At 32.5% G+C, this 20,987-nt stretch carries 17 protein-coding genes; 12 read left to right on the forward strand and 5 right to left on the reverse strand.

All coding sequences use genetic code 11. The features are described 5' to 3' along the window. Window positions 1–439: 439 nt before the first annotated feature. From VDP25_RS09425 to VDP25_RS09455, 7 genes are all read left to right on the forward strand, one after another. Entirely contained in the window at window positions 440–2,401 is a 1,962-nt protein-coding gene (locus VDP25_RS09425; RefSeq protein WP_334469115.1) for a DUF2779 domain-containing protein, read from the forward strand. Then, window positions 2,394–3,383, forward strand: coding sequence for a helix-turn-helix transcriptional regulator (locus VDP25_RS09430; RefSeq protein WP_334469117.1), 990 nt, complete (start codon window positions 2,394–2,396; stop codon window positions 3,381–3,383). Before VDP25_RS09425 ends, VDP25_RS09430 begins: the two co-directional genes overlap by 8 nt. Window positions 3,384–3,485: 102 nt before the next feature. Next, entirely contained in the window at window positions 3,486–4,499 is a 1,014-nt protein-coding gene (locus VDP25_RS09435; protein WP_334469120.1) for an SMODS domain-containing nucleotidyltransferase, read from the forward strand. A gap of 1 nt (window position 4,500) precedes the next feature. Next, on the forward strand, window positions 4,501–6,642 hold the full coding sequence (locus VDP25_RS09440; RefSeq protein ID WP_334469124.1) for a ThiF family adenylyltransferase: 2,142 nt from the start codon (window positions 4,501–4,503) through the stop codon (window positions 6,640–6,642). Beyond that, on the forward strand, window positions 6,635–7,489 hold the full coding sequence (locus VDP25_RS09445; protein ID WP_334469127.1) for a DUF6602 domain-containing protein: 855 nt from the start codon (window positions 6,635–6,637) through the stop codon (window positions 7,487–7,489). Before VDP25_RS09440 ends, VDP25_RS09445 begins: the two co-directional genes overlap by 8 nt. Then, window positions 7,482–8,570, forward strand: a complete 1,089-nt coding sequence (locus tag VDP25_RS09450) for a hypothetical protein (protein ID WP_334469129.1) — start codon at window positions 7,482–7,484, stop codon at window positions 8,568–8,570. Before VDP25_RS09445 ends, VDP25_RS09450 begins: the two co-directional genes overlap by 8 nt. 243 nt (window positions 8,571–8,813) lie before the next feature. Next, a complete protein-coding gene (locus tag VDP25_RS09455) occupies window positions 8,814–9,413 on the forward strand; it encodes a DUF6642 family protein (RefSeq protein ID WP_334469132.1) in 600 nt (199 codons plus the stop codon). Window positions 9,414–9,521: 108 nt separating this feature from the next. Here VDP25_RS09455 and VDP25_RS09460 read toward each other — a convergent pair whose 3' ends face one another. Next, window positions 9,522–9,908 (reverse strand): DUF302 domain-containing protein, encoded by a 387-nt coding sequence (locus VDP25_RS09460; RefSeq protein WP_334469134.1) that lies wholly within the window; start codon window positions 9,906–9,908, stop codon window positions 9,522–9,524. A gap of 217 nt (window positions 9,909–10,125) precedes the next feature. Between VDP25_RS09460 and VDP25_RS09465 the strand changes: the two genes are divergently transcribed. From VDP25_RS09465 to VDP25_RS09480, 4 genes are all read left to right on the forward strand, one after another. Beyond that, entirely contained in the window at window positions 10,126–13,674 is a 3,549-nt protein-coding gene (locus VDP25_RS09465) for a prolyl oligopeptidase family serine peptidase (RefSeq protein WP_334469136.1), read from the forward strand. A gap of 198 nt (window positions 13,675–13,872) precedes the next feature. Beyond that, entirely contained in the window at window positions 13,873–14,280 is a 408-nt protein-coding gene (locus tag VDP25_RS09470; RefSeq protein WP_334469139.1) for a GNAT family N-acetyltransferase, read from the forward strand. After that, a complete protein-coding gene (locus tag VDP25_RS09475; RefSeq protein ID WP_334469143.1) occupies window positions 14,280–14,699 on the forward strand; it encodes a GNAT family N-acetyltransferase in 420 nt (139 codons plus the stop codon). Before VDP25_RS09470 ends, VDP25_RS09475 begins: the two co-directional genes overlap by 1 nt. A 317-nt stretch (window positions 14,700–15,016) precedes the next feature. Then, the gene (locus VDP25_RS09480) at window positions 15,017–16,516 is read left to right on the forward strand and encodes a BCCT family transporter (RefSeq protein ID WP_334469146.1); all 1,500 of its coding nucleotides are present in this window, start codon (window positions 15,017–15,019) and stop codon (window positions 16,514–16,516) included. A gap of 111 nt (window positions 16,517–16,627) precedes the next feature. Here VDP25_RS09480 and VDP25_RS09485 read toward each other — a convergent pair whose 3' ends face one another. Beyond that, the gene (locus tag VDP25_RS09485; RefSeq protein WP_334469149.1) at window positions 16,628–16,954 is read right to left on the reverse strand and encodes an HNH endonuclease; all 327 of its coding nucleotides are present in this window, start codon (window positions 16,952–16,954) and stop codon (window positions 16,628–16,630) included. A 633-nt stretch (window positions 16,955–17,587) separates the two neighbouring features. Here VDP25_RS09485 and VDP25_RS09490 point away from each other — a divergent pair. Beyond that, the gene (locus VDP25_RS09490) at window positions 17,588–18,382 is read left to right on the forward strand and encodes a hypothetical protein (RefSeq protein WP_334469152.1); all 795 of its coding nucleotides are present in this window, start codon (window positions 17,588–17,590) and stop codon (window positions 18,380–18,382) included. A gap of 653 nt (window positions 18,383–19,035) precedes the next feature. Here the strand turns inward: VDP25_RS09490 and VDP25_RS09495 are convergent. The 3 genes from VDP25_RS09495 to VDP25_RS09505 form a co-directional block, all read right to left on the reverse strand. Beyond that, entirely contained in the window at window positions 19,036–19,281 is a 246-nt protein-coding gene (locus tag VDP25_RS09495) for a cold-shock protein (protein ID WP_334469154.1), read from the reverse strand. Window positions 19,282–19,463: 182 nt separating this feature from the next. Next, window positions 19,464–20,348 carry a YihY/virulence factor BrkB family protein gene (locus VDP25_RS09500; protein WP_334469156.1) on the reverse strand — a complete coding sequence of 295 codons (885 nt, stop codon included), beginning with the start codon at window positions 20,346–20,348 and terminating at the stop codon, window positions 19,464–19,466. A 127-nt stretch (window positions 20,349–20,475) separates the two neighbouring features. Beyond that, the gene (locus VDP25_RS09505; protein WP_334469159.1) at window positions 20,476–20,982 is read right to left on the reverse strand and encodes a redoxin domain-containing protein; all 507 of its coding nucleotides are present in this window, start codon (window positions 20,980–20,982) and stop codon (window positions 20,476–20,478) included. Window positions 20,983–20,987: the final 5 nt, after the last annotated feature.

Here is a 20,987-nt window from a genome sequence, read left to right on the forward strand (position 1 = left end):
TATTGAGATATACCAACTTGTTTTTAATGACGTGAGTTGGAGTGTCCCGATTGTTCCGTTGGGATGTATCGAGAATCTTGTAAACAATTAAAAACAGACTTTTCTAATGGACATTCTGGTGATTCTGTCAGATTTTCTGGGTTTAGAGATAGTGCATATCATTTGGCTTTGATTTTTGAGTTGGAATGGTTGGCTAAGATTAAAGAGTAGGTATTTCTTTATAGAGGAAAAAGTTTTTCGAATTCTTATTTAAGATAATAAGTACTTTATTATTCATTTATATGAATGAGGAATGGTTTTAAATTAATTTAATTCCAGTTGTTTACGGTTTCCAGTAAAGATAATTACTACAAATTACATTATATTTGATTATACCCTTAATTAATAAGCATAACTGACTGTAGTATCTATACTATAGCTAAAACCTGTGTTTAAAATTATGAAAGTATTATCAAAATCAAGATTTAAGCTTGGGCTAGAATGTCCGAACAAACTTTTCTATACAAGTAATAAAGAATATGCCAATATTAAAAAAGAAGACACCTTTTTAGAAGCATTAGCTCAAGGCGGTTTTCAAGTTGAGGAACTTGCAAGGATGCATTTTCCAGGTGGAGTTCTGATAGATGAAGATACTTGGGAGTATGAAAAAGCATGGAATCTAACTCAAAATCTTTTAACACAAGAGAATGTAATAATATATGAAGCCGCTTTTTTATTTGAAGGATTATATATAAAAACAGATATTCTAGTAAAAAGAGGTGATGTTATCGAATTAATTGAAGTAAAGTCTAAATCATTTTTACCAGATGATGATTATCTATTCATTGGTAAAAAAGGAGGAATGGTCGCAGGTTGGAAACCTTATTTATTTGATGTTGCGTTTCAAAAGTATGTTATGCAATTATGTTATCCTAACTGGAAAATAAATTCTTTTATAATGATGGCTGATAAATCCAAAACAGCAAGTATTGATGGATTAAATCAATCGTTTAGGATTACTAAAAAAGGAAATAATCGAACTGGCATAATTAACAAAGTCGATACAGTAGAGGAAATAGGGAATTCAGTTTTAGGGAGAAAAAATGTTACACAAATTATAGATGAAATTGAGTCGAATAAATATCAGTACCACGCAAATTTAACCTTTCAAGAATCTATTGAATTATTCAAAGACTTGTATGTAAATAATACTTATGCTAATTGGCCAACTTCATATAGCTCTTGCAAGAAATGCGAGTTTAAATTAACAGATGTGACTGACACAAAATTAAAATCCGGCTTTAAAGAGTGCTTTTTTAAGCAACATAAATGGAGAGAATATGAATTTAAGCAACCTAATATTTTTAATATTTATGATTTTAGAAAAGGTAACAAATTATTTCAAGAGGGTATAATTTTTAAAAAGGATTTGACAGAAGATAATATAGGTCTAAAAATAGAAGCAGAAAAACTTACAACCTCCAATCGACAATGGCTACAAATAGAGAAAGAAGTAAACAAAGATTCTTCAATTTTTGTTGATAAAGAAGGACTAAAGAATGAATTCAAAAAATGGAAATTCCCATTACATTTTATTGATTTTGAAACAAGCACCTCTGCTTTACCCTTTAATAAGGGCCTTAAGCCTTATGAACAAGTTGCATTCCAATTTTCTCATCATATTTATCATAAAAATGGAAAAATAGAGCATGCCAATGAATACATTAATAATACAATTGGAGAGTTTCCAAACTACAAATTTATTAGAGAATTAAGGAACGCTTTGAGTAGTGATGAAGGTACCATTTTTAGATACTCTCATCATGAGAATACAATTTTAAATGCTATTTACATACAATTATTAGCTTCTAATGAAAAAGATAAAGAAGATTTAATGAATTTTATTAAAACGATTTCACATTCCAAAAGAGATAGTGCAATTCAGTGGTCTGGAAAAAGAGATATGGTAGATTTATGGGACATTGAAAAACGTTATTATTATAACCCTTTAACAAATGGTTCTAATTCTTTAAAAGAAGTTTTGCCAGCTTCAATCAATTCTAGTCCTTTTTTATTAAATAAATATTCTCAACCAATAGGTCAAATAAATTTAACGAGTAAAAATTTCACCGATGATCATGTATGGCTAAAACAAGAAAAAGAAAATTTATTAAACCCATACAAAGTATTACCCCCTGTTTTTGAAAACTGGACTGAAGATGAAATTGAGAATACTCTTTCTGAAATTGATGGAATAGCTGATGGTGGTGCAGCAATGACCACCTATAGTAAAATGCAATATACAGATATGACTCAAATAGAAATCGACGAATTGAGTGCGGCTTTACTAAAATATTGTGAGTTGGATACTTTAGCTATGGTAATGGTTTATGAACACTTTAAAGAATTAGTTTATGCCTAGAAATAAAAATGCTTATATAAGACATCGACTTATTGATAGCCTATTAAGGGACAGGGATTATGTTAAGACTAATGACATAATTGATAGACTTTATGAAAGACATGATATTTCAGTTGGATCTACTACAATTAATAAAGATATAAGAGATATGCAATTGGAATTACATGCACCAATCAAATATTCTAATCAAAAAAAAGCATATTATTATCCAGATGATGTTGACGATATATTTCCAGCAATAGAATTAAAAAATGATGAACTAAACGCTTTATTATTTTATACAAAGAATATAGCACATTATAAAGATATAGGAATTTTTAAGGATTTCACGAATGCAATAGATAAGGTCGTAGATGCAGTTAAGATTGAAGCTAGTCAACAAAAGGCATCCAAGAGAATAATTATACAACCTGAAAACTTCCCCAAATTTCAAGGAAGTGAATTAATCCCAGAAATTATAGCTGGTTTTGACACTAATTTTAAATTCAATTTTGATTATAAAAAGCATAATTCAGAAGAAATAAAGAATCATACAGTAACCCCCATTTTATTAAAGGAGTATGACCACTTGTGGTACTTAATAGGTAAAATAGAAGGAAAAGAATTTGTAACAATTTTTGCCCTTGATAGAATAATAAATTTTGAATTGACTGACGTCGATTGTGAAGAAATAACAGGCTTTGATTCTGATAAATACTTTAATCATGCCTTTGGTATTTCAGTACCTGACGGAGAAGTGGAGGATGTTATATTGGAATTTGATGCTTGGAGAGGTAAATACTTGCTTTCATCCCCAATTCATAAATCACAAGAATTAATAAAAGAAGAAAACGGTAAATTGACTTTTTCTTTTAAAGTAGTTCCATTTCATGAATTACACTCCAAAATATTAAGCTATGGAAGCTCTGTTAAGGTTTTAGAACCTGAAAGTCTTCGTTCAAAAATCAAAGAAATGCTTAATAATACCCTTGAAAAATATTAAAATTTGAATTGTTTTTTTATCACGCAAATAGAGTGCGCTATGTGGTTGTTTATTTGTAACGTTAAATAGTTTGAATTCACAAACTATAAAAAAACGATAATTATGGCAACAAACAAAAACGAACATCTTAAAAAGGTACTTGATACTCACGATATAAATAAAGTAGAACATTTAAGTAAGTTCATTGAAAAGAAAAATAAAGTTAAAGATGCTTTAAACAAAAAGTTTTCAGACCAAAAAGCTTCTAATTCTATAGATTCAGGATCTTATGCAAAGAACACAGCTATTAATACAAAATTTGATATAGATTGCTGTATTCCGTTTAAAAAGAAAACTCTTGGAAACAATGATGAAAAAGGTTTTGAAAGTTTAAGTGAAATGTTTGATGAAGTATATAAATATTTAAAAAATGAATATACTGAAGAAGATAATGATTTAAGTAAAGACAATGTAAGAAAACAAAAGGTATCAATAGGCTTGAAATTTGATATTGATAGAGAAGAGTTTGATATGGATGTTGTTCCTGGAAGAGAGAGACCAAACAATAATGATTATAATGACAGCAATACTGATTTAAGTTTATATATAAATCCTTCTAACAGATCAAAAAAAGAGGAGGATGAAGGAAAAACTAGAATAAAAACAAACATTAAAACTCACATTGGGTTATTAAATGGAGCAGATAGAACTCACGAAAGAAAAGTAACAAAACTTCTCAAAGTATGGAAGACTGAACGAAAGAACAAAAATGGAGGTAAACTTATAAAATCATTTATGATGGAACTCTATACTAAAGAAGCTTTTGATAATACAGATGAGATACCAAGTGGACTTTGGGAAAAAACTAAGTTGGTTATGAATCATATCATTGATAATATTGAAACAACTGATTTAGTAGATCCTGCAAATTCAAGTAATATTATTTCAGATTCAATGAGTGATACAGCTAAGACTCAAACTAAGCGTGACATGAAAAACACGCTTAAAGATATAGAAAACGATTCTGATAAAATAAAAGAATATTTCCCAATAAATGATGAGTTCGATAATGAAGATAACTCAAATTCTAATAGTTCTTCTAAGGCTTCAGTTTTAAGTACAAGTAAATTCGGATAGTTTGAAAGCAGAGGATAACACAATAAGAAAAATATACAGTCTATTAAAAAAAGATAAAGATTTAGTAATTGTTGATACGATTAAAAAAGTGGATAACTATTACAAAGGTAAAATTGAGGTAAACTATCTAAATGAAAAGTTGAGCTTTAATTTTGCTATTCCTAACAACTATCCTTTAACTCATCCAAATTCTGATAACATATCTATTATTTTCAAAAACAGGGATTATATAGGCCTTTCTCATATAAACCCTGATGGCTCAGTATGTTTTCATCCTAATAAAGATGATAATTTTGATAGGAAACTTCTTTATGAGATTAAATGCTTAAAACAGTGGATTAAAGACTATTACATTTACAAAAAAGAAGATGATAATTACTCATACTTAATTCATAATACAGAAAGTGATCGTATTGACAAACTATACTTTACTAATACAGTTAACAATTTTCGTAAAAATACGTTTGGTACATTTAGATACTCCATATTCTCAGACGAGAGATTTGGAATTAAAAAATTCGCTATAAAGAAATTATTCAGGTTAGGTTTTGAAGATGGTAAAAATGATGCTTGGTCGCATACTTTTGTTGAAGAATTAAAAAGTAAAACCTACAAAAAAGGATTGTATTATTTTATTGAAGAAGAACCTTTAAGAAAGAATAATGTTGGAAGAAAAGGTATAGAAAATTGGAATGAACTAAAAGATTATCTGTCAGATGAATTTATTGAGTATTTATATAAAGGCTTAAAAAGAGAATTTAATAATAATTACTATCACGAAAACAGCTTATTCTTAATAATTGGATATAAAATCCCTAATAATGAAACTTATGAAGAGCATTGGGATTTAATAAGGATACCAAAAAAAAATATTCCAATTGATTATAATAGAATACCTAAAAACGAACAACAGAATTCAAACAAAAGATTTAAGTATACCCTAAAAAGAAATAAAATCAATTGGGGAACAACTGAAAACATTGATTATAGTCGATTTTTTGGTCGAGGAAAATTAGATAACAAAATCACAAGCTCAAATATTTTAATTATTGGTTGTGGTGCTTTAGGAAGTTCATTAGCAGAAATATTGGTAAGAGGAGGAGCAAAGAATATAGTTCTTGAAGATTTTGATACCATTAAAGGTGGTAATTTATGTAGAGCAAATTATGATTTAAATGATATGGTCTTTCATAAAACTAATAGTTTAACTAAAAGACTAAAAGCTATATCTCCTTTTGTAAATATAAAAACAATATCTGTTAAACTTAACAATTATGATATTGAAAAAATAAAAGAGGTTTTTAATAATAATGTTGATATTATTTTTGATTGTTCTACAGATACAGAAGTTACATATATAATTGACAAACTCAATTTTACTGGAAAAACATTTAGTCTTGCCATAACTAATAATGCAAAATCATTTGTTTCAATAACAGGTGAAAATTTAACAAAACAAGCTAAAACTATTTTTGAATTTGTCGAAAATGAAGAGCCTTCTTATTTTGAAGGAACAGGATGTGGATATCCAACTTTTGAGGCTAATTATAATGACATAAATGCCTTACTAAATGTTGGTGTAAAAGTTATAAATAATAATTATTCCAAAAGAAAAGAACATGAGTCCTTTATTATTCAACCAGATTTTGGAGATGAATTAATAATAGATATTCAAGAGTATGAATATTATATTCTTAATAATATTAATAGTGCTATACACATATCTAAAAGTGTTTTAAAGAGAATAGAAGAAGAAACCAAGTTTCACTATCCAAAAGAGTTTGGAGGAGTTTTTATAGGTTATAAGTCAGATTTACACTTTATAATTACTGATATATTAATACCTGATCAATATAAAAATGGAAAAACTATTTTTATTAGAGAACCAGGAACTTTAAACGAAAGGTTGAGTGAAATTCATAAAATGACTAATGGTGAAATTGAATATTTAGGAGAATGGCATTCTCATCCTAATGGGCCAACAACTCCTAGTCGAACAGATATAAATGCGATGCAAGAAATTGCTAAGGATAAAAACATTAATATTGATAAACCTCTATTAATGATTGCAGAGGTTGACAATATCTCTTTTGGTAAAGATTTATATATATATGATAATAAAAATTTAAAAAAATATGAGTAAAAAAGTAAAACTGAAAGACTTGTTTGTTGGTCTTCAATCTCAAATGATTGCCCAACTAAATACTAATAGAGAGTTTATTTCTCATCCAGGTTCTAAAGGAGATTCTTTAGAAAATGTATGGATAGATTGGTTAAGAAAATATCTGCCTAATAGATATTGTGTTGATAAAGCTATAATAATTGATAGTAAAGGCAACCTAAGTGATCAAATTGATTTAGTGATTTATGACCAACATTTTACGCCATTTGTATTTACTCAAAACGGAATCCATTATATTCCAGCAGAAGGAGTCTATGCTGTGTTTGAAGTTAAACCTGATTTAAAAGGTAGTGTAAAAGTTAAAGAAGAATCAATTAGTTATATTGAATATGCAGGAAGAAAAATAGAGAGTGTTAGAAAACTTAAAAGAACGTCTGCTTCAATAATTAATGCAGGTGTTGTTGGAGCTGCTCGTCCTTTAACAAAAATAATTGGAGGGATTTTATCGAGTAGTAGTACGCAGAAGGAACAGACTGTTAAAAATCATTTAAAACCCCTTAAAGGTCTTAAGGGAATTGATATGGGTTGTGCTGTAGGTTTCGGAAGTTTTTATGTTGATTATGAGGGAGAATATAATGCAGAATGGAAAGCTTCATATCAAAAGATTAATAGTAACATTTCTGATTATTATAATAATAGAAAGATTAATTCTGATGATTCAATAGTATTTAGTAGTGATGATACAGCACTAGTTTCATTTTTTTTACAATTAATGAGATATCTTCAACAAAGTATTGGAACTATTGCAGCAATAGATTTAGGTGCGTATGCTGATTCAATTAACTTTGAAATAGATGATGATGTCTAATAATAAAATTGAACAAAAAAGTATTAAATATGCAAAAAAAGGCGCACTCATTTTTGGATTGAGTAATGCTCTAATAAATGCAATACATCAAATAAATTTAATTAAAGATAATCCTGAGCAAAAGTTTGATTGGTCAAAATTATTAAAAGCAGGAGGCAATGGTGCTCTATTAGGTGGAGTAGGAGGTGCTTTTGTTGGCGGAATAGTAGATTCCAACAACGCTAGAAAGGAGCGTCTAAATACAAGTGCAATATTATCAACTGTTGTTTCAAACATTAGATTAGATAAAGATAATCCTATTTATAAAAAACTTTCTATAAAATCTAATCGTATTATAAATGATTTAGAAATAGACTTTAATAACAGTTTAGGTGGCTCACCACTAAAAATAGGTTCTACTGAAGATGGAACATCGCTTTCAGATTCTTTTGATATCGATATAAGTGTTCCTTTTAGTTCTAAAAGTTTTAACTCAACTTCTGAAATGTATAATACACTATATGAGTATTTTAACGAAAACTATTCAGATAAAGATTTTATTAAACTTAGAAAGCAAAAAAAATCAATAGGCATAATTTATCGCATTAATGGCGATGATTATAAGATTGATGTTGTTCCTTATAAATTAAGTAATACTACTAACAATAAAACAGCTGGTTATTTGTACGTAAATAATAATTCACTATTTAAAAAAGATAGTTACACAAAGACTGATATTATTAGTTTGAAGAGTATTAAACTAACTATAATTCAACAAAAACTATTAATAGCATTAAAAAGCTGGAAAAAAGAATATTCAATACCAATTAGTTCACATCTATTAAAAATGTTGATTATTGATGCATTTGAATTCAATAAAGGAAATATACCAAAAGATTTTACAAAAAAGATTCTAATGATAATTACATATATTGAAGAAAATATAATGTATAGACGAATCACCAGTATTGAGAATACAAATAATATACTTACTGATTTTGATGAATCGGATAAATTACTTATCAAAAAAGAATGTAATAATATCCTTAATGATTATAAATATCAACCTAATTCAATTTTAAAATACTTTGATTTTTTATAATTAAACCACTTAACAAATAATCTCTCCTAAACCCCATACCGTTCCTTCAACTCATCAAACAAATACTACAGTTCAGTGTACTTCTAGACACCTTCATACAGTCAACAATAGCATCTACAGTAAGCAAAGGCAAGTTTATATTGTTGTTAATAAGACCTCACAAAATTTAATACCAAACCACTAAAACCATTAAAAACATTCCATTAATTTCGCACTTTACAAACGCTGCATAAATTTAGAAGCTTGCTAGAAAAAAGACCACAAGTATCCCAAGAACAGATCACAGAAACAGAATACTTTATTTATTGCTTAGAAGGGGTAGATGATGTAGACGCCAACACGGTAACCGAAGCACAAAAAAACTTAGAGCAATTGGCCCTAAACTATGGCATAGCAAGTATCTATAAAACCTGCGACACCATTGAAGGCCTAGAAGACAGCTTAAACGCACTGGTATTAGATGATCATAACTTTAAGGATTATGAAATCATCTATTTGGTAATTAGGGGAGAAGCCAATAACATTTGTTTAAATGACTACTACTATAGTTTACAAGAAATAGCAGAACTCTTTGAAGGCCAATTAAACGGAAAGATTTTACATTTTTCAAATGCTAAACTTTTGGATTTAGACGAAGAAGAAGCACAATATTTTTTAGATATCACAGGAGCCAAAGCGATTTCTGGCTATGGTCATCCCTATAATGGTATAGCCAGCACAAAACTAGATGAAGCCTTCTTTAATCTATTTAAAGAAGATGATGATATGTTCGCTGTGGTAGAAGAATTGCACCAAAAACATTATAGCGCCTGCCAATTATTGGACTTTAGATTGTATTATTAAACCCATTGTTTGGCAAAGAAACACCAACAATCAACCCACATCCATTATAAATTCTTGGCTCATAACTCATAACTCATAACTCTTAGCTCCTTAAACTTAACACTTCCCTCAAAGCCCCTCAATAACAGCCTTTAACTTCATAGTAATCTCCTCAGCAATCCCTTTTAAAGCGTCATTTTCCACCGCTTGCATAGAAGCCATAGGATTAACAGCAGCCACTTCAATGTCACCAGAATCTAATTCCTGCACAATAACATTACAAGGCAGCATGGTCCCAATTTTATTTTCCGCTAATAAGGCTTTATGAGCATAAGGCGGATTACAAGCCCCTAGTATTTTGTAATTATTAAAATTAACATCCAGCTTCTTTTTAAGCGTGTCTTTAATGTCTATTTCCGTTAAGACACCAAACTGTTCTGTTTTAAGTGCAGCGGTAACTTTTTCTACGGTATCGTTAAAATTACCTTTTAAAATTTTACTAAAATAATAGTTCATAATACGTTGTTTTCAAGGTTAATAATAAACACAAATCACATACCATAAGATACAAAAAATCAACCCAAAACAAACCCCAAGTCCTTCCAAACGCAATTTTTTTCACAAAAAAATGTTATTTATAAATCAAGGTTAATTTTAAGACCCTATTATTACAAAATCAAAACCTTGTAAATCAATCACCAACCAGCAATCTAAATCAATCAACCCAACAATCATGACATCTAAACCGCTTTTACTATTGCTATTCATCATAGCAACATTCTCTAATGCCCAAAACACAAACTCGTCTACTAACAGCACTATCCAAGAAACCATCAAAGGCACCGTCGTAGACAAAACCGATGGTACTCCGCTACCTTATGCCTATCTAAAAATAGATAAAGTAGGTTTAGGTACCGTAACAGAAGGGGACGGTAAATTTCAAATCACCATTCCAAAAAAATACGATACTTATACCATCACTATAAGTTACTTAGGCTTTGAAGATTTAAAACTTAACATCTCAGATTTTAAAGCACTAAACGGTAGCACCTTTAACATGACTCCTGAATCTGTGTCTCTAGATGAAGTTTTTGTTGAAGAAAAAAAAGAAAAACTACCTAGTGCCAAGTCATTACTGAGAAAAGTGATTAAAAACATCCCCTCTAATTACTCCAACGCTCCAAGCCTTATTACAGGCTACTACCGCGAAACCATGAAAGAAAATGGCGAATACATCAAATACACTGATGCCGCTTGTGAGTATTACGAAGCGCCATACCTTAAAAAGAAATACAAATGGAGAGACTACCAAAGTCCTTACGATTTTTCCGTAAGTGCCGGTACCTTTAGTTTCGATGCCAGCTCTTTACATCGCCTTCACTTTCATTATCAAACCTTAAAAGAAGAACAGGTCAACATTATAAATTCTAGATCTAGTGCTAGTTTAAGCAAGCGCGAATTTCATGGCAATATTGAAGGTGGTCCTTTAGGGTTATTCGGTAGAAATCGCGTAAAATACCAAGAGAGTTTTTTAGGTAAAAAAGCAACGCGCGATTTCAACTATACTATCTCCGAAGAACTAGACGACTCTGGCAATTGGGTATATGTCTTAGAATTTCAAACCAAAACTACCAAAGAAGAACTTGATGATTTAGCATCTCCCAACTCAAGAAACAGAAAACAATGGCGAAAGGCCAACAACCGTAAATTACTTAAAGGTAAAATCTATATCAATCCAGAGAATTATGCTGTAGTCCGTTACGAGTGCATGGTGCCTAACCAACTTAAAGAATACTTCTGTGGTTACAAATACAACCATGTCAAGCATTTCGATTATAAACTCGATGTACGCTTCAAAAAAGAAGGAGCAAAATATTACATTGATCATATGCGACACGAAGACGAATTCATCTATAAAGACAGCACCAACCAAACCACAACCTATTATTCGGCGATATCCGAATTTAAGACCTCAAAAATCAACACCACAAACGTCAAAAAGTTCCCTAGAGAAGACAACTTTGCCAATACCATGTCTAATCACTTATACGAGTTTCCATTAGACTACGACAAGGAATACTGGCAAAATTATACCCTCAAAAATCCTGTAGCCACCATCGATGCAGCAATTAGAAAGGATATGGAATTCGAAAAAACTCTAGAACAGCAATTTAGAGACAAACACATTCGTAATGATACTATGCCTGCACCAATAGCTGAAATTAAACCGTCTAGCTTTAAGATTCATGGCGAAACCTATACCGATAATTATGCTTGGCTAAAAGATACTAAAGCGCCACAACACAATAAAGCCGTTATGGAGTATCTACGTCAAGAAAATAAATACACCGAAAACTATAACATTCCACTCAAAAAAGCGCAACGTATCATTTACCAAAATTTGGTACAAACCGTCGAGAAAAACACCAGTTCACTACCCGTTGAAAAAAATGGCTACAGCTATTACAGCAGCTACACCGAAGATGATGAATATCCTATCTATTACAGAAAAGGCATCACTAAAGATACCCTTACCGAAGTCTTATTAAACGTTAATGAAATGGCTAAAGAGAAAGACTACTACACCGCTAGTCTCGGTTCTGTAAGTCCCAACAACCAATTCATTACGGTTTACGAAAACACCACAGGTACAGATGCCTACACGCTAAAAATAAAAGACCTTAGCAACAAAACGTTTTTAAACGATTCAATTCATAGAGTAGGAGGCACCGTTTGGTTAGATAACGCAACATTTCTATATGTAAATGTAGAAAAAGACACCTACCGTTCGTCTCAAGTAAAACGCCACATTTTAGGCACCGACCCCAATACCGATACCATCATCTACGAAGAAAAAGATCCAAAATTTGGTGTATCTATCGCAAAATCAAAATCTAAAGATTATATTTTCTTAAATACATCAAGTAAAACGGCTTCCGAAAATTGGTACCTCAAAACAGATAACCCTATGGGCGAATTTAAAATTATCCGTCCACGCGAAAAGGATCATATCTATGCCGTAGCACACCACAAAGACCTGTTCTATATCCTTACCAATAAAGAGGCCATTAATTTTAAAGTCGCCACAGTACCTGTTAATGCGGTGGCTTCCGAAAAGTGGACCGATATCATACCACATCAAAAAGGGGTATTGATTCAAAATTTTCAGGTCTTTGATAACTTCTTCGTCATTAACGAAAAAGAAAATGCACAGTCACGACTCAAAATCATTGACCAAACCACACAAGAAAGCCACATCTTAAAACTCAAAGAGGACTTCTATAATATTGGTATAGGCTACAACCCAGAGTTTGCCACAGACAGTTTACAGTTCAGCTACAGTTCCTTTGAGACTCCATTGAGCACATACAAATACAACATGGCAACCAAAAAGAAACGTCTGGTCAAACAACACAGCAAACCCCTTGCACGTCAGTATTACAAATATGTGGTAGAGCGCAAATGGGTGACGGCAAAAGATGGAAAATTAATTCCGTTAACCCTCATCAGCCACAAATGGCGTGCAAAACGAAAAGGCAATAACCGCAAAGTCTACCTCACATCGTACGGCTCTTATGGCTCTGGCCAAGGCATTCCTGGTGGCGCTTCTGTATATCATTTGGTTAACGCAGGTTACGTCTATGCCATTGCACATATTAGAGGTGGAGACGATATGGGTAACGAATGGTACGAAGAGGGTAAACTATTCAATAAGAAAAATACCTTTACCGATTTTATAGCTTGTGCAGACTACCTCATTGCAGAAAACTATGCAAAAAAAGGTAGTATTGTTGCTCAAGGTGGAAGCGCTGGAGGTTTACTCATGGGAGCGGTCATTAACGAACGCCCAGAACTTTTCAGTACCGTGATATTAGATGTGCCATTTGTAGACGTTATCAATACCATGTTAGACGAAAACCTACCACTAACCGTAGGGGAATTTGACGAATGGGGCAACCCGAAAGACAAAAAAGCCTACCAATACATTAAATCGTACAGCCCTTACGATAATGTAAAAGCGCAAGACTATCCCAATTTGTTGTTCTTCACCGGACTCAACGATACCAGAGTAGGGTATTGGGAACCGGCTAAAATGGTAGCCAAACTAAGAGCGACTAAAACCGATGATAACGTCCTTTTATTAAAAACCGACTTTTCAAACGGTCATGGTGGCGGATCCGGACGCTTCGCAGGCTTTAGAGATAGTGCTTATCAATTGGCTTTGATTTATGAATTAGATCGCTTACGACGCGCTGAAGAGTTAAAGATACAGAAGCCTTAAAAGCATATAAATACACCTTTCAAACGCAATTTTTTGTCATAAAAAATGCTATTTTTAAATCGAGGACAATTTTAAGAAGTTATTATTACAACATCAAAACCTTAATAATCAATCAATAATAACCTCAAAATAGCTTTTGTTATTGCTATTTGTCATAGTAGCATTCTCCAATATTAGCACATCATATAAATTAAAACCATGATAACCTATAAAATAGAAAACAACCTATCGCCAACTGAATTTAGAGACGTACTCATCAAATCAACATTAGGTGAGCGCAGGCCAATTGATGATATGGATAGAATAATCGATATGGTTAAAAATGCCGATTTAATCATTACGGCAAGACATAACAACCAATTAATAGGAGTTTCAAGAGCCGTTACAGATGTTGTGTATTGTACCTATTTATCAGATTTAGCAGTAGATAAAGCCTATCAAAAACAAGGCATAGGGAAGGAACTCATTAGATTAACAAAACAAGAAACTCCTAAAGCGACATTAATTCTGTTGGCTGCACCAGATGCTGTTAATTACTATCCACATATCGGAATGACGCAAATTGACGTTTGCTTTTTATTAAAGGATCTAAACGATTTAAAATAATGACAGTAGAAATTAATCCAAGATTGAATGTAAAAGACTGGAATCACATGTCTGAGCTTTTTCAATTGGTAGGTTGGGACAAAAGAAGCCCAAAAGATATTAAACAGTCTTTTAAAAAAAGTGCCGTAGTTTGTATCATTAAGATGAATAATGAGATTATTGGTTTTGGCAGAACCGTAGATGACGCTAAATATTATGCTTTACTGGTAGATGTGGTGGTGCATCCTAATCATCATAAAAAAGGGGTAGGAACAATTATTGTTAACACATTAACAGAACATTTAAAAGGCTATAATTTTATCACCTTAACCGCAGCACCAAACAAAGAAGGGTTTTACCAAAAACTGGGATGGAAAAAACAAAAATCGGCTTATATCATACCAAAAGATCAAAAACAACACAATGACCATTGCGAATAGCACTCTGATTAAAATAACTCACGGGTAACACAAGTATATTGAACCGTAATCGTTTCCAAAATTATATGTTGCCTTGATTTTTTTGTTTAGCTCACACGTTAATATTGTTTTAAGTGTTCGTGAATCTTCGATGTCTTTTTTTATCAAGAAAAAAAGATATAAAGAAAACAACTTTATAAACGATATAAACCAGTCATCATAATGAAAAATAAAGTTCCAACGTTTACCTTTTTACCCACTAAACCAACACAACAGCAGCTTTAGGAATTAAGATTTACATTCTAATCCTTATTTTTGTAAAAACACAACGCATCTTAATGTTCAAATACATTCAGAAACATGCCATTTTATCTATTTCTGTGGCCATCATTTTCAGCTGTACCATACTGGTCTTTTTTGCTACCGAAACGAGTTATAACGTTATTGATAAAGCGTCACTATGGGTCCGCAATTATTTTGGGTATTTCTATCTCTACTTAGGGTTTGCATGTGTTTTAGCATTATTGGCGATAGCATGTTCGCGTTACGGAAATATCAAACTAGGCAAACCATCTGCCAAACCTGAATACTCCCTCTGGGCATGGACGGCCATGCTATACAGTGCAGGTATGGGATCTGGCATTTTGTTGCGTGCCGTACAAGAGCCTGTTTTTATGCAACAGAATCCGCCTTATACATCTAATTTACCAGCAAATACCTTAGCATTAGAATTTACCTTTTACCAATGGGGATTAACAGCTTGGGCGTTTTATGGCCTTTTTGCCTTAATTATTGGTTATGGCTTATACATAAGAAATAAGAAAGTGAGTATTAGTGCCACCATAGAGGATCATATAAAAAGTAATACGGCCAAAAATGCAGTAGACATTATCACCATTATTACCACCATTTTTGGCTTAATTGCGGCCATAGGCTTGGGAACAACCCAAATAAAAGAGGGTATCAATCATATAATGGGGGCTAACTTCGGATTAATTGCAACCATTTTACTTTGTATACTCATTTCTGCCGTAGCCTGTTATTCGGCTTGGCAAGGAGTAAACAAAGGAATTCAAATATTTTCTAAATTAAATATCATAACCACGTTTGCTATCCTGATGTTTATATTTATCACTAGCGATATGAGTGCTATTTTAATGGCTTTTGCTACAGCGACGTTTTATTATATCATAGATTTTATACCAATGAGTCTGGCCATTGGAAATTACAATCCTGGAACGGAGTTTTTAACGGATTGGACATTCTATTATTGGGCATTCTGGTTGGCTTGGGCGCCTTTTACGGGCATTTTTATTGCACGTATTTCCAAAGGGCGTACCATACGACAATTGCTATTAGGTGTCTTAATTATTCCTTGCTTAGGAACCTTCTTTTGGTTTTCTGTTTTTGGCACCGCTGCTTTTAATTTAATTGATGAATGGGGCGTCTATAACAATGAATTCGGTAATGTATTTTCATCCATATTTACCTTTTTTGAGCATTATCCTTATGCCACCTTTTTAAATATAACATCGGTTCTCTTATTAATCAGTTTTTTAATCACTTCTGTAGATTCTGCCGTATTTGTTTTAAGTATGTTTACGGATAATGGCGCTAAAAATCCGAGTAAAACACATCGCGTCATTTGGTCTATTTTCATTTTATTAGCCACAATAGCTTTAGTGTTATTAGGTAATGTAAAAGCAAATATTAATGTTTTAGAAGCCGTGCAGCGACTGTTAATTATAACCTCATTACCATTTGCCTTTTTTATCATCATTATGTTTGGCTATTTTATGAAAGACCTTAGAAAAAACAAGATTGAAGAAAGCAAATAACACGACGTTGATCTGTTAGTTTTTACTTTTTATGTGATTAATATATAAACTATTGGGTGTATAATCAACCACCATCAAACAAATACCAACAACGAATCTAAAATAGAATAACTAATGCAATCGATCATGGCACGGCTTACAAATAGACACTAACCATTTTATAGGTTCTTTACCAATATTTTTCTTGGCATAACGCTTATGATGCACTTGCGTAGCATAGGCACCGCAACGCACACAACTCCAATTATCTCTTTTTAAAACGACATAGCGTTTACGTTTCCAAGCATCCGATTTTAAATAAACATTTCTGTAGTAAAGTTGGCGTCTAGATAATATTTTAGAGGATATATATCTATAGACAACACCTATTATAATAACACAAACAACGAGTAGTATGAGTCGGTAAGCCTCAACATTAAGATGAAATAGTTGCTCCATGATTATGGTCTTAGATCTATAAATTTAACAATCAACAAGTTAACAGACAACTTTCTAAACGAAAAAATCATATACTGTCTTAATTCTTACCTCTAGGTTCTAGGTTCTTGATTCTAAAAGCCTTCACACTGAACCCTGACCCCAATTCTAGAAATCCAAAAAATTCCGTATTTTACAAGCTCTAACAAGCTCAAAACCAAATGTCCAGACAAAAAGGCATCCTAAAACTCGTAGGCACCTTAAATGGAAAGTGCTTTTATCAACTCAATGATCCATATACCCTGTAAAGTTCCAATGCTTAGCCTGGCCTCATATCATTTTGGCAAAACGATAGGTGAGTGCAGCGTCCATATTTTAAGGGGCTAATAATACATACACTTAAAAATTTTAGTCTTTCATAGGATTTCAAAGCAATCTTAAGGAGTTCCCATGTTTCTTAAAATATAGCGAAAAGAGCCGTAATCGTTTCCAAAATTATATGCCGCCTTGAATTTTTGTTTCTTTTGTTTCAAGACAAAAGATATTAAAAACATATTTTACAAGTACACACCTAAAACCCTAATTCTAAGTAATTTAATACCAATAAAAAAACTTTTTTTACTATTTTGTAACTTCTAACAAGCTCAAAACCAAATGTCCAGACAAAAAGGCATCCTAAAACTCGTAGGCACCTTAAATGGAAAGTGCTTTTACCAACTCAATGGCCAATACATTGTACGCAAAGCCGTTGGACCATCAAGAGAGCGCATTAACAACGATCCAGCCTTTATAAACATAAAACGCAACAACCAAGAGTTTGCAGCAGCATCACAACTATCTAAAGCCATCAGAAAAGGCTTAGCAGACAAAGCCAATCAATTCAAACACAACTATATGGCGAGTCGTTTAACAGGTTGTTGTCGTAAAATCATTCAAAAGGGGAGTGGTACCTTCGGAGAAAGAGAGGCCAATCTTTTCAATAGCCCTTCAGACCTCATAGGCTTTCAACTCAATAGTGACTTAGCGTTCCACCACTTACACAACTCAAAAACAAAAGTTTCAACCAATACACAACGGACTGTAATTACAATAAAGTGTCCACAAAGCACAGCAAACCAACATTCTAAAGTTCCCAAAAAAGCCACACATTATCAGCTTTCAGCAGCCATCAGTTGTGTATCTAAATGGCAATGGCATGCCAAAATAAAAACGTATAAACCCGCACATCCAAAACATAACACCTTAGGTGGCATTGTACAAAGTCAGCCATTAGAACTACATACAACACACCACAATATCAGTCTGCAATGGCAGGCACCAACACCAAGTGGCATTCCAACAGATGTGGCCATTACAGTATGGTTAGGCATCGCATATCTAAAACAACAACATCAATCTTACCAAGCATACCAAACCCCACAAGCCATGCAATGTATAGCCATAATCTAAGCTCATAAAAATAAAAACAATGCTACATAATATTATGTAAAATAGAATACAGACCAACTAATAGCGCTTAAAGCCAGTAATAGCCTGGGTGCAATAGCAATCTGTTGTCATATCAAATATGAGGTTCACCCGTAGTTCCTTCGGGTCTCATTCGGGTATGCGTCGGGTGTCCTTCAGATAACACTCGGATAAGCTGTGTATCTAGTTAAGCACGAAATCAAAACAATATAAACGGTATAACAGATGTAAGACACTACAAGTTCAAAACATATTAGACCAAACAACAAATCTATTTTACTTGCTTTTTTTATTAAACTATAAAGACACCATAAAACGTCTACAAGAAACTGAAGTGTAATAATTAGAATCACAACAAACCAAAAGTTTTAAGCGTCCTGAGAATCGCGTAAAAAGAAATAAACCGTACAAATACTCAAATACGGAAAATATACCGCATATACATAAACGCCTATAATCAACTAAATATCCAAATGATTACTATATAAGTCTTAAACCTAGTTTGTCCTATAATTTATATTATGTAAAATATTATTTAAAACCATTAGAGTTGCCTTACTTCTAATAAAGTATCAAGTATAACTTATGTATTCTGGGAAATAAATAAAAATAAAGGCCTATACGATTCCTATAACTTATTTAGAAATCTTGCTCACATTTACAGCAACTGGTCCTTTATCACTTTTTTCAACATTAAACGAAACCTTGTTACCTTGTTTAATTCTTGTTTTAAGATCAGACTTATGTACAAAGATTTCCTCACCAGAATCTGTAATGGTTATAAAACCAAACCCCTTTGCATAGTTGAAAAATTTAACGGTGCCTTCTTGTTGAGCCGTTCCTTTATGAGATGAAAATAATTTCTTTAATAGTTTTAACACAGTAATTGTTTTTATTCAAAATAAGCATGAATTAGTTTTCTTTCGTATCCAATTATAATACCAATGCTTCTATGTGCGGCAAAACTAACCATTTTACAGCAATTATGACAGCTATTAGAAACAAAAATACGTTTTATAAATGTTAAGGATTATAAAAACAGCACCTATAAAGACATCAAATTCTAATCCTTTCCAGTTATGTAATCTCCTGAAACATAATCATCAGCATAGGCTTTGGTAAAATGTGCACCATATAATAAAATCAAACTCGAGTAAGATACCCAAAGCATAATAAGTATAATAGAACCTGCAGCTCCGTATGTAGATCCTGGTTCCATAGTATTAAAATAGAGGGCTAACAAATATTTACCTATGAGAAAAAACAAAGTGGTTAGTGCAGCTCCTACTCTTACAGACAGCCATGATATCTTAGCTGAAGGTAAATATTTAAACATCGTAGCAAATAAAATATAAATGAATCCTACCGATACTAAAAAGTCAACTACAAACACATAATCAAAGAGATTATCTGGCAAAAACCGATTCAATTGCTTGCTAAACGTACTTAATAAAGAGGTCAGTATAAAACTAGTCAACAATAAAAAACCTAAAATAAGTATAAAACCAAAACTTTTTACTCGACTCATTAAAGTTGCAACAACATCGTTTTTATAAGAGGGTTCTTGTTCCCAAATGGTATCTAAAGCAGACTGTAACTGAAAAAACACACCTGTAGAACCGTAAAGCAACGTACCAATACCTATAACAGTAGCAAAAACAGAGGTTTTCGCGCCACTTTGATTCGCAATCATAGTTCTAATTGCGTCAGCCGCATCTGGACCAATAGCTCTCGAAATTTCACTAAGCAACTCCCCTTGTACAATATCTTCACCCCAAAAACTACCAACTACTTTTAAAATAATAATCACCAAAGCCGGTAAGGACAACACCGCATAATACGCCACAATAGCACTACGCTGAAACGGTGCACCATCAAACCATGATTTACCAGCAGCTACTAATAAACGTGGCAAATGTTGAATCTTAAAATTTTGTGTTTCACTCATGAAATCCAATGTCGTTAATTTACCTAATCCCTACCACCTAACACCTACCACCTAACACCTAACACCTAACACCTAATCCCTACCACCTAACACCTACCACCTAACACCTAATCCCTACCACCTAAAATCAAGCCTCACCTCTAGCCGGATAATCCTTATCCAATACAAATTTGATGGCATTAATCACATCATCCAATCCTGGTCGTGCAAACGGCATCGTCTGTATAGAAGCACAATACAACTCCTGATTTGGTCGTATAACAAACAATCCTGGTTCTATAAATGTATCAGGCTCATCCTTAATACCTTTAGATATAAACAATCCCCATTTACGGGCTTCTGCTATAGGAAACGCATAACCTAAAGGGACATCAGTAATAGCCCATTCCTCATAGGTTTGTTTTGCTTTAGCTTCTGTATCACTACTTACAGCGATAACCTTAACTCCCAAATCTTGAAATTTAGATAATTTGCTCTGTAACGTTTCTAAGTATGTTTTACACACCGGACAGTGAAGACCTCTGTAAACAATAAGTAATGTAAAGGCTTCGGGCTGCTGTTTACTTAGCTCCCATTCTGCTCCATTAACTAAATTAATCTTTAAGTCTGGTGTTTGCTGTCTTGGTTTTAACATCTTGT

The organism is Winogradskyella sp. ECml5-4 (assembly GCF_036903175.1).
In the GTDB taxonomy this organism is placed as follows: Bacteria; Bacteroidota; Bacteroidia; order Flavobacteriales; family Flavobacteriaceae; genus Winogradskyella; species Winogradskyella damuponensis.

Bases quoted from the DNA above. Each gene is read 5' to 3' on its own strand.
- VDP25_RS09475 (WP_334469143.1), top strand. From the start codon at position 14,280: ATGACAGTAGAAATTAATCCAAGATTGAATGTAAAAGACTGGAATCAC.
- VDP25_RS09470 (WP_334469139.1), top strand. From the start codon at position 13,873: ATGATAACCTATAAAATAGAAAACAACCTATCGCCAACTGAATTTAGA.
- VDP25_RS09430 (WP_334469117.1), top strand. From the start codon at position 2,394: ATGCCTAGAAATAAAAATGCTTATATAAGACATCGACTTATTGATAGC.
- VDP25_RS09460 (WP_334469134.1), bottom strand. From the start codon at position 9,908: ATGAACTATTATTTTAGTAAAATTTTAAAAGGTAATTTTAACGATACC.
- VDP25_RS09505 (WP_334469159.1), bottom strand. From the start codon at position 20,982: ATGTTAAAACCAAGACAGCAAACACCAGACTTAAAGATTAATTTAGTT.
- VDP25_RS09450 (WP_334469129.1), top strand. From the start codon at position 7,482: ATGTCTAATAATAAAATTGAACAAAAAAGTATTAAATATGCAAAAAAA.
- VDP25_RS09490 (WP_334469152.1), top strand. From the start codon at position 17,588: ATGTCCAGACAAAAAGGCATCCTAAAACTCGTAGGCACCTTAAATGGA.
- VDP25_RS09435 (WP_334469120.1), top strand. From the start codon at position 3,486: ATGGCAACAAACAAAAACGAACATCTTAAAAAGGTACTTGATACTCAC.
- VDP25_RS09500 (WP_334469156.1), bottom strand. From the start codon at position 20,348: ATGAGTGAAACACAAAATTTTAAGATTCAACATTTGCCACGTTTATTA.
- VDP25_RS09480 (WP_334469146.1), top strand. From the start codon at position 15,017: ATGTTCAAATACATTCAGAAACATGCCATTTTATCTATTTCTGTGGCC.
- VDP25_RS09465 (WP_334469136.1), top strand. From the start codon at position 10,126: ATGACATCTAAACCGCTTTTACTATTGCTATTCATCATAGCAACATTC.
- VDP25_RS09425 (WP_334469115.1), top strand. From the start codon at position 440: ATGAAAGTATTATCAAAATCAAGATTTAAGCTTGGGCTAGAATGTCCG.
- VDP25_RS09445 (WP_334469127.1), top strand. From the start codon at position 6,635: ATGAGTAAAAAAGTAAAACTGAAAGACTTGTTTGTTGGTCTTCAATCT.
- VDP25_RS09485 (WP_334469149.1), bottom strand. From the start codon at position 16,954: ATGGAGCAACTATTTCATCTTAATGTTGAGGCTTACCGACTCATACTA.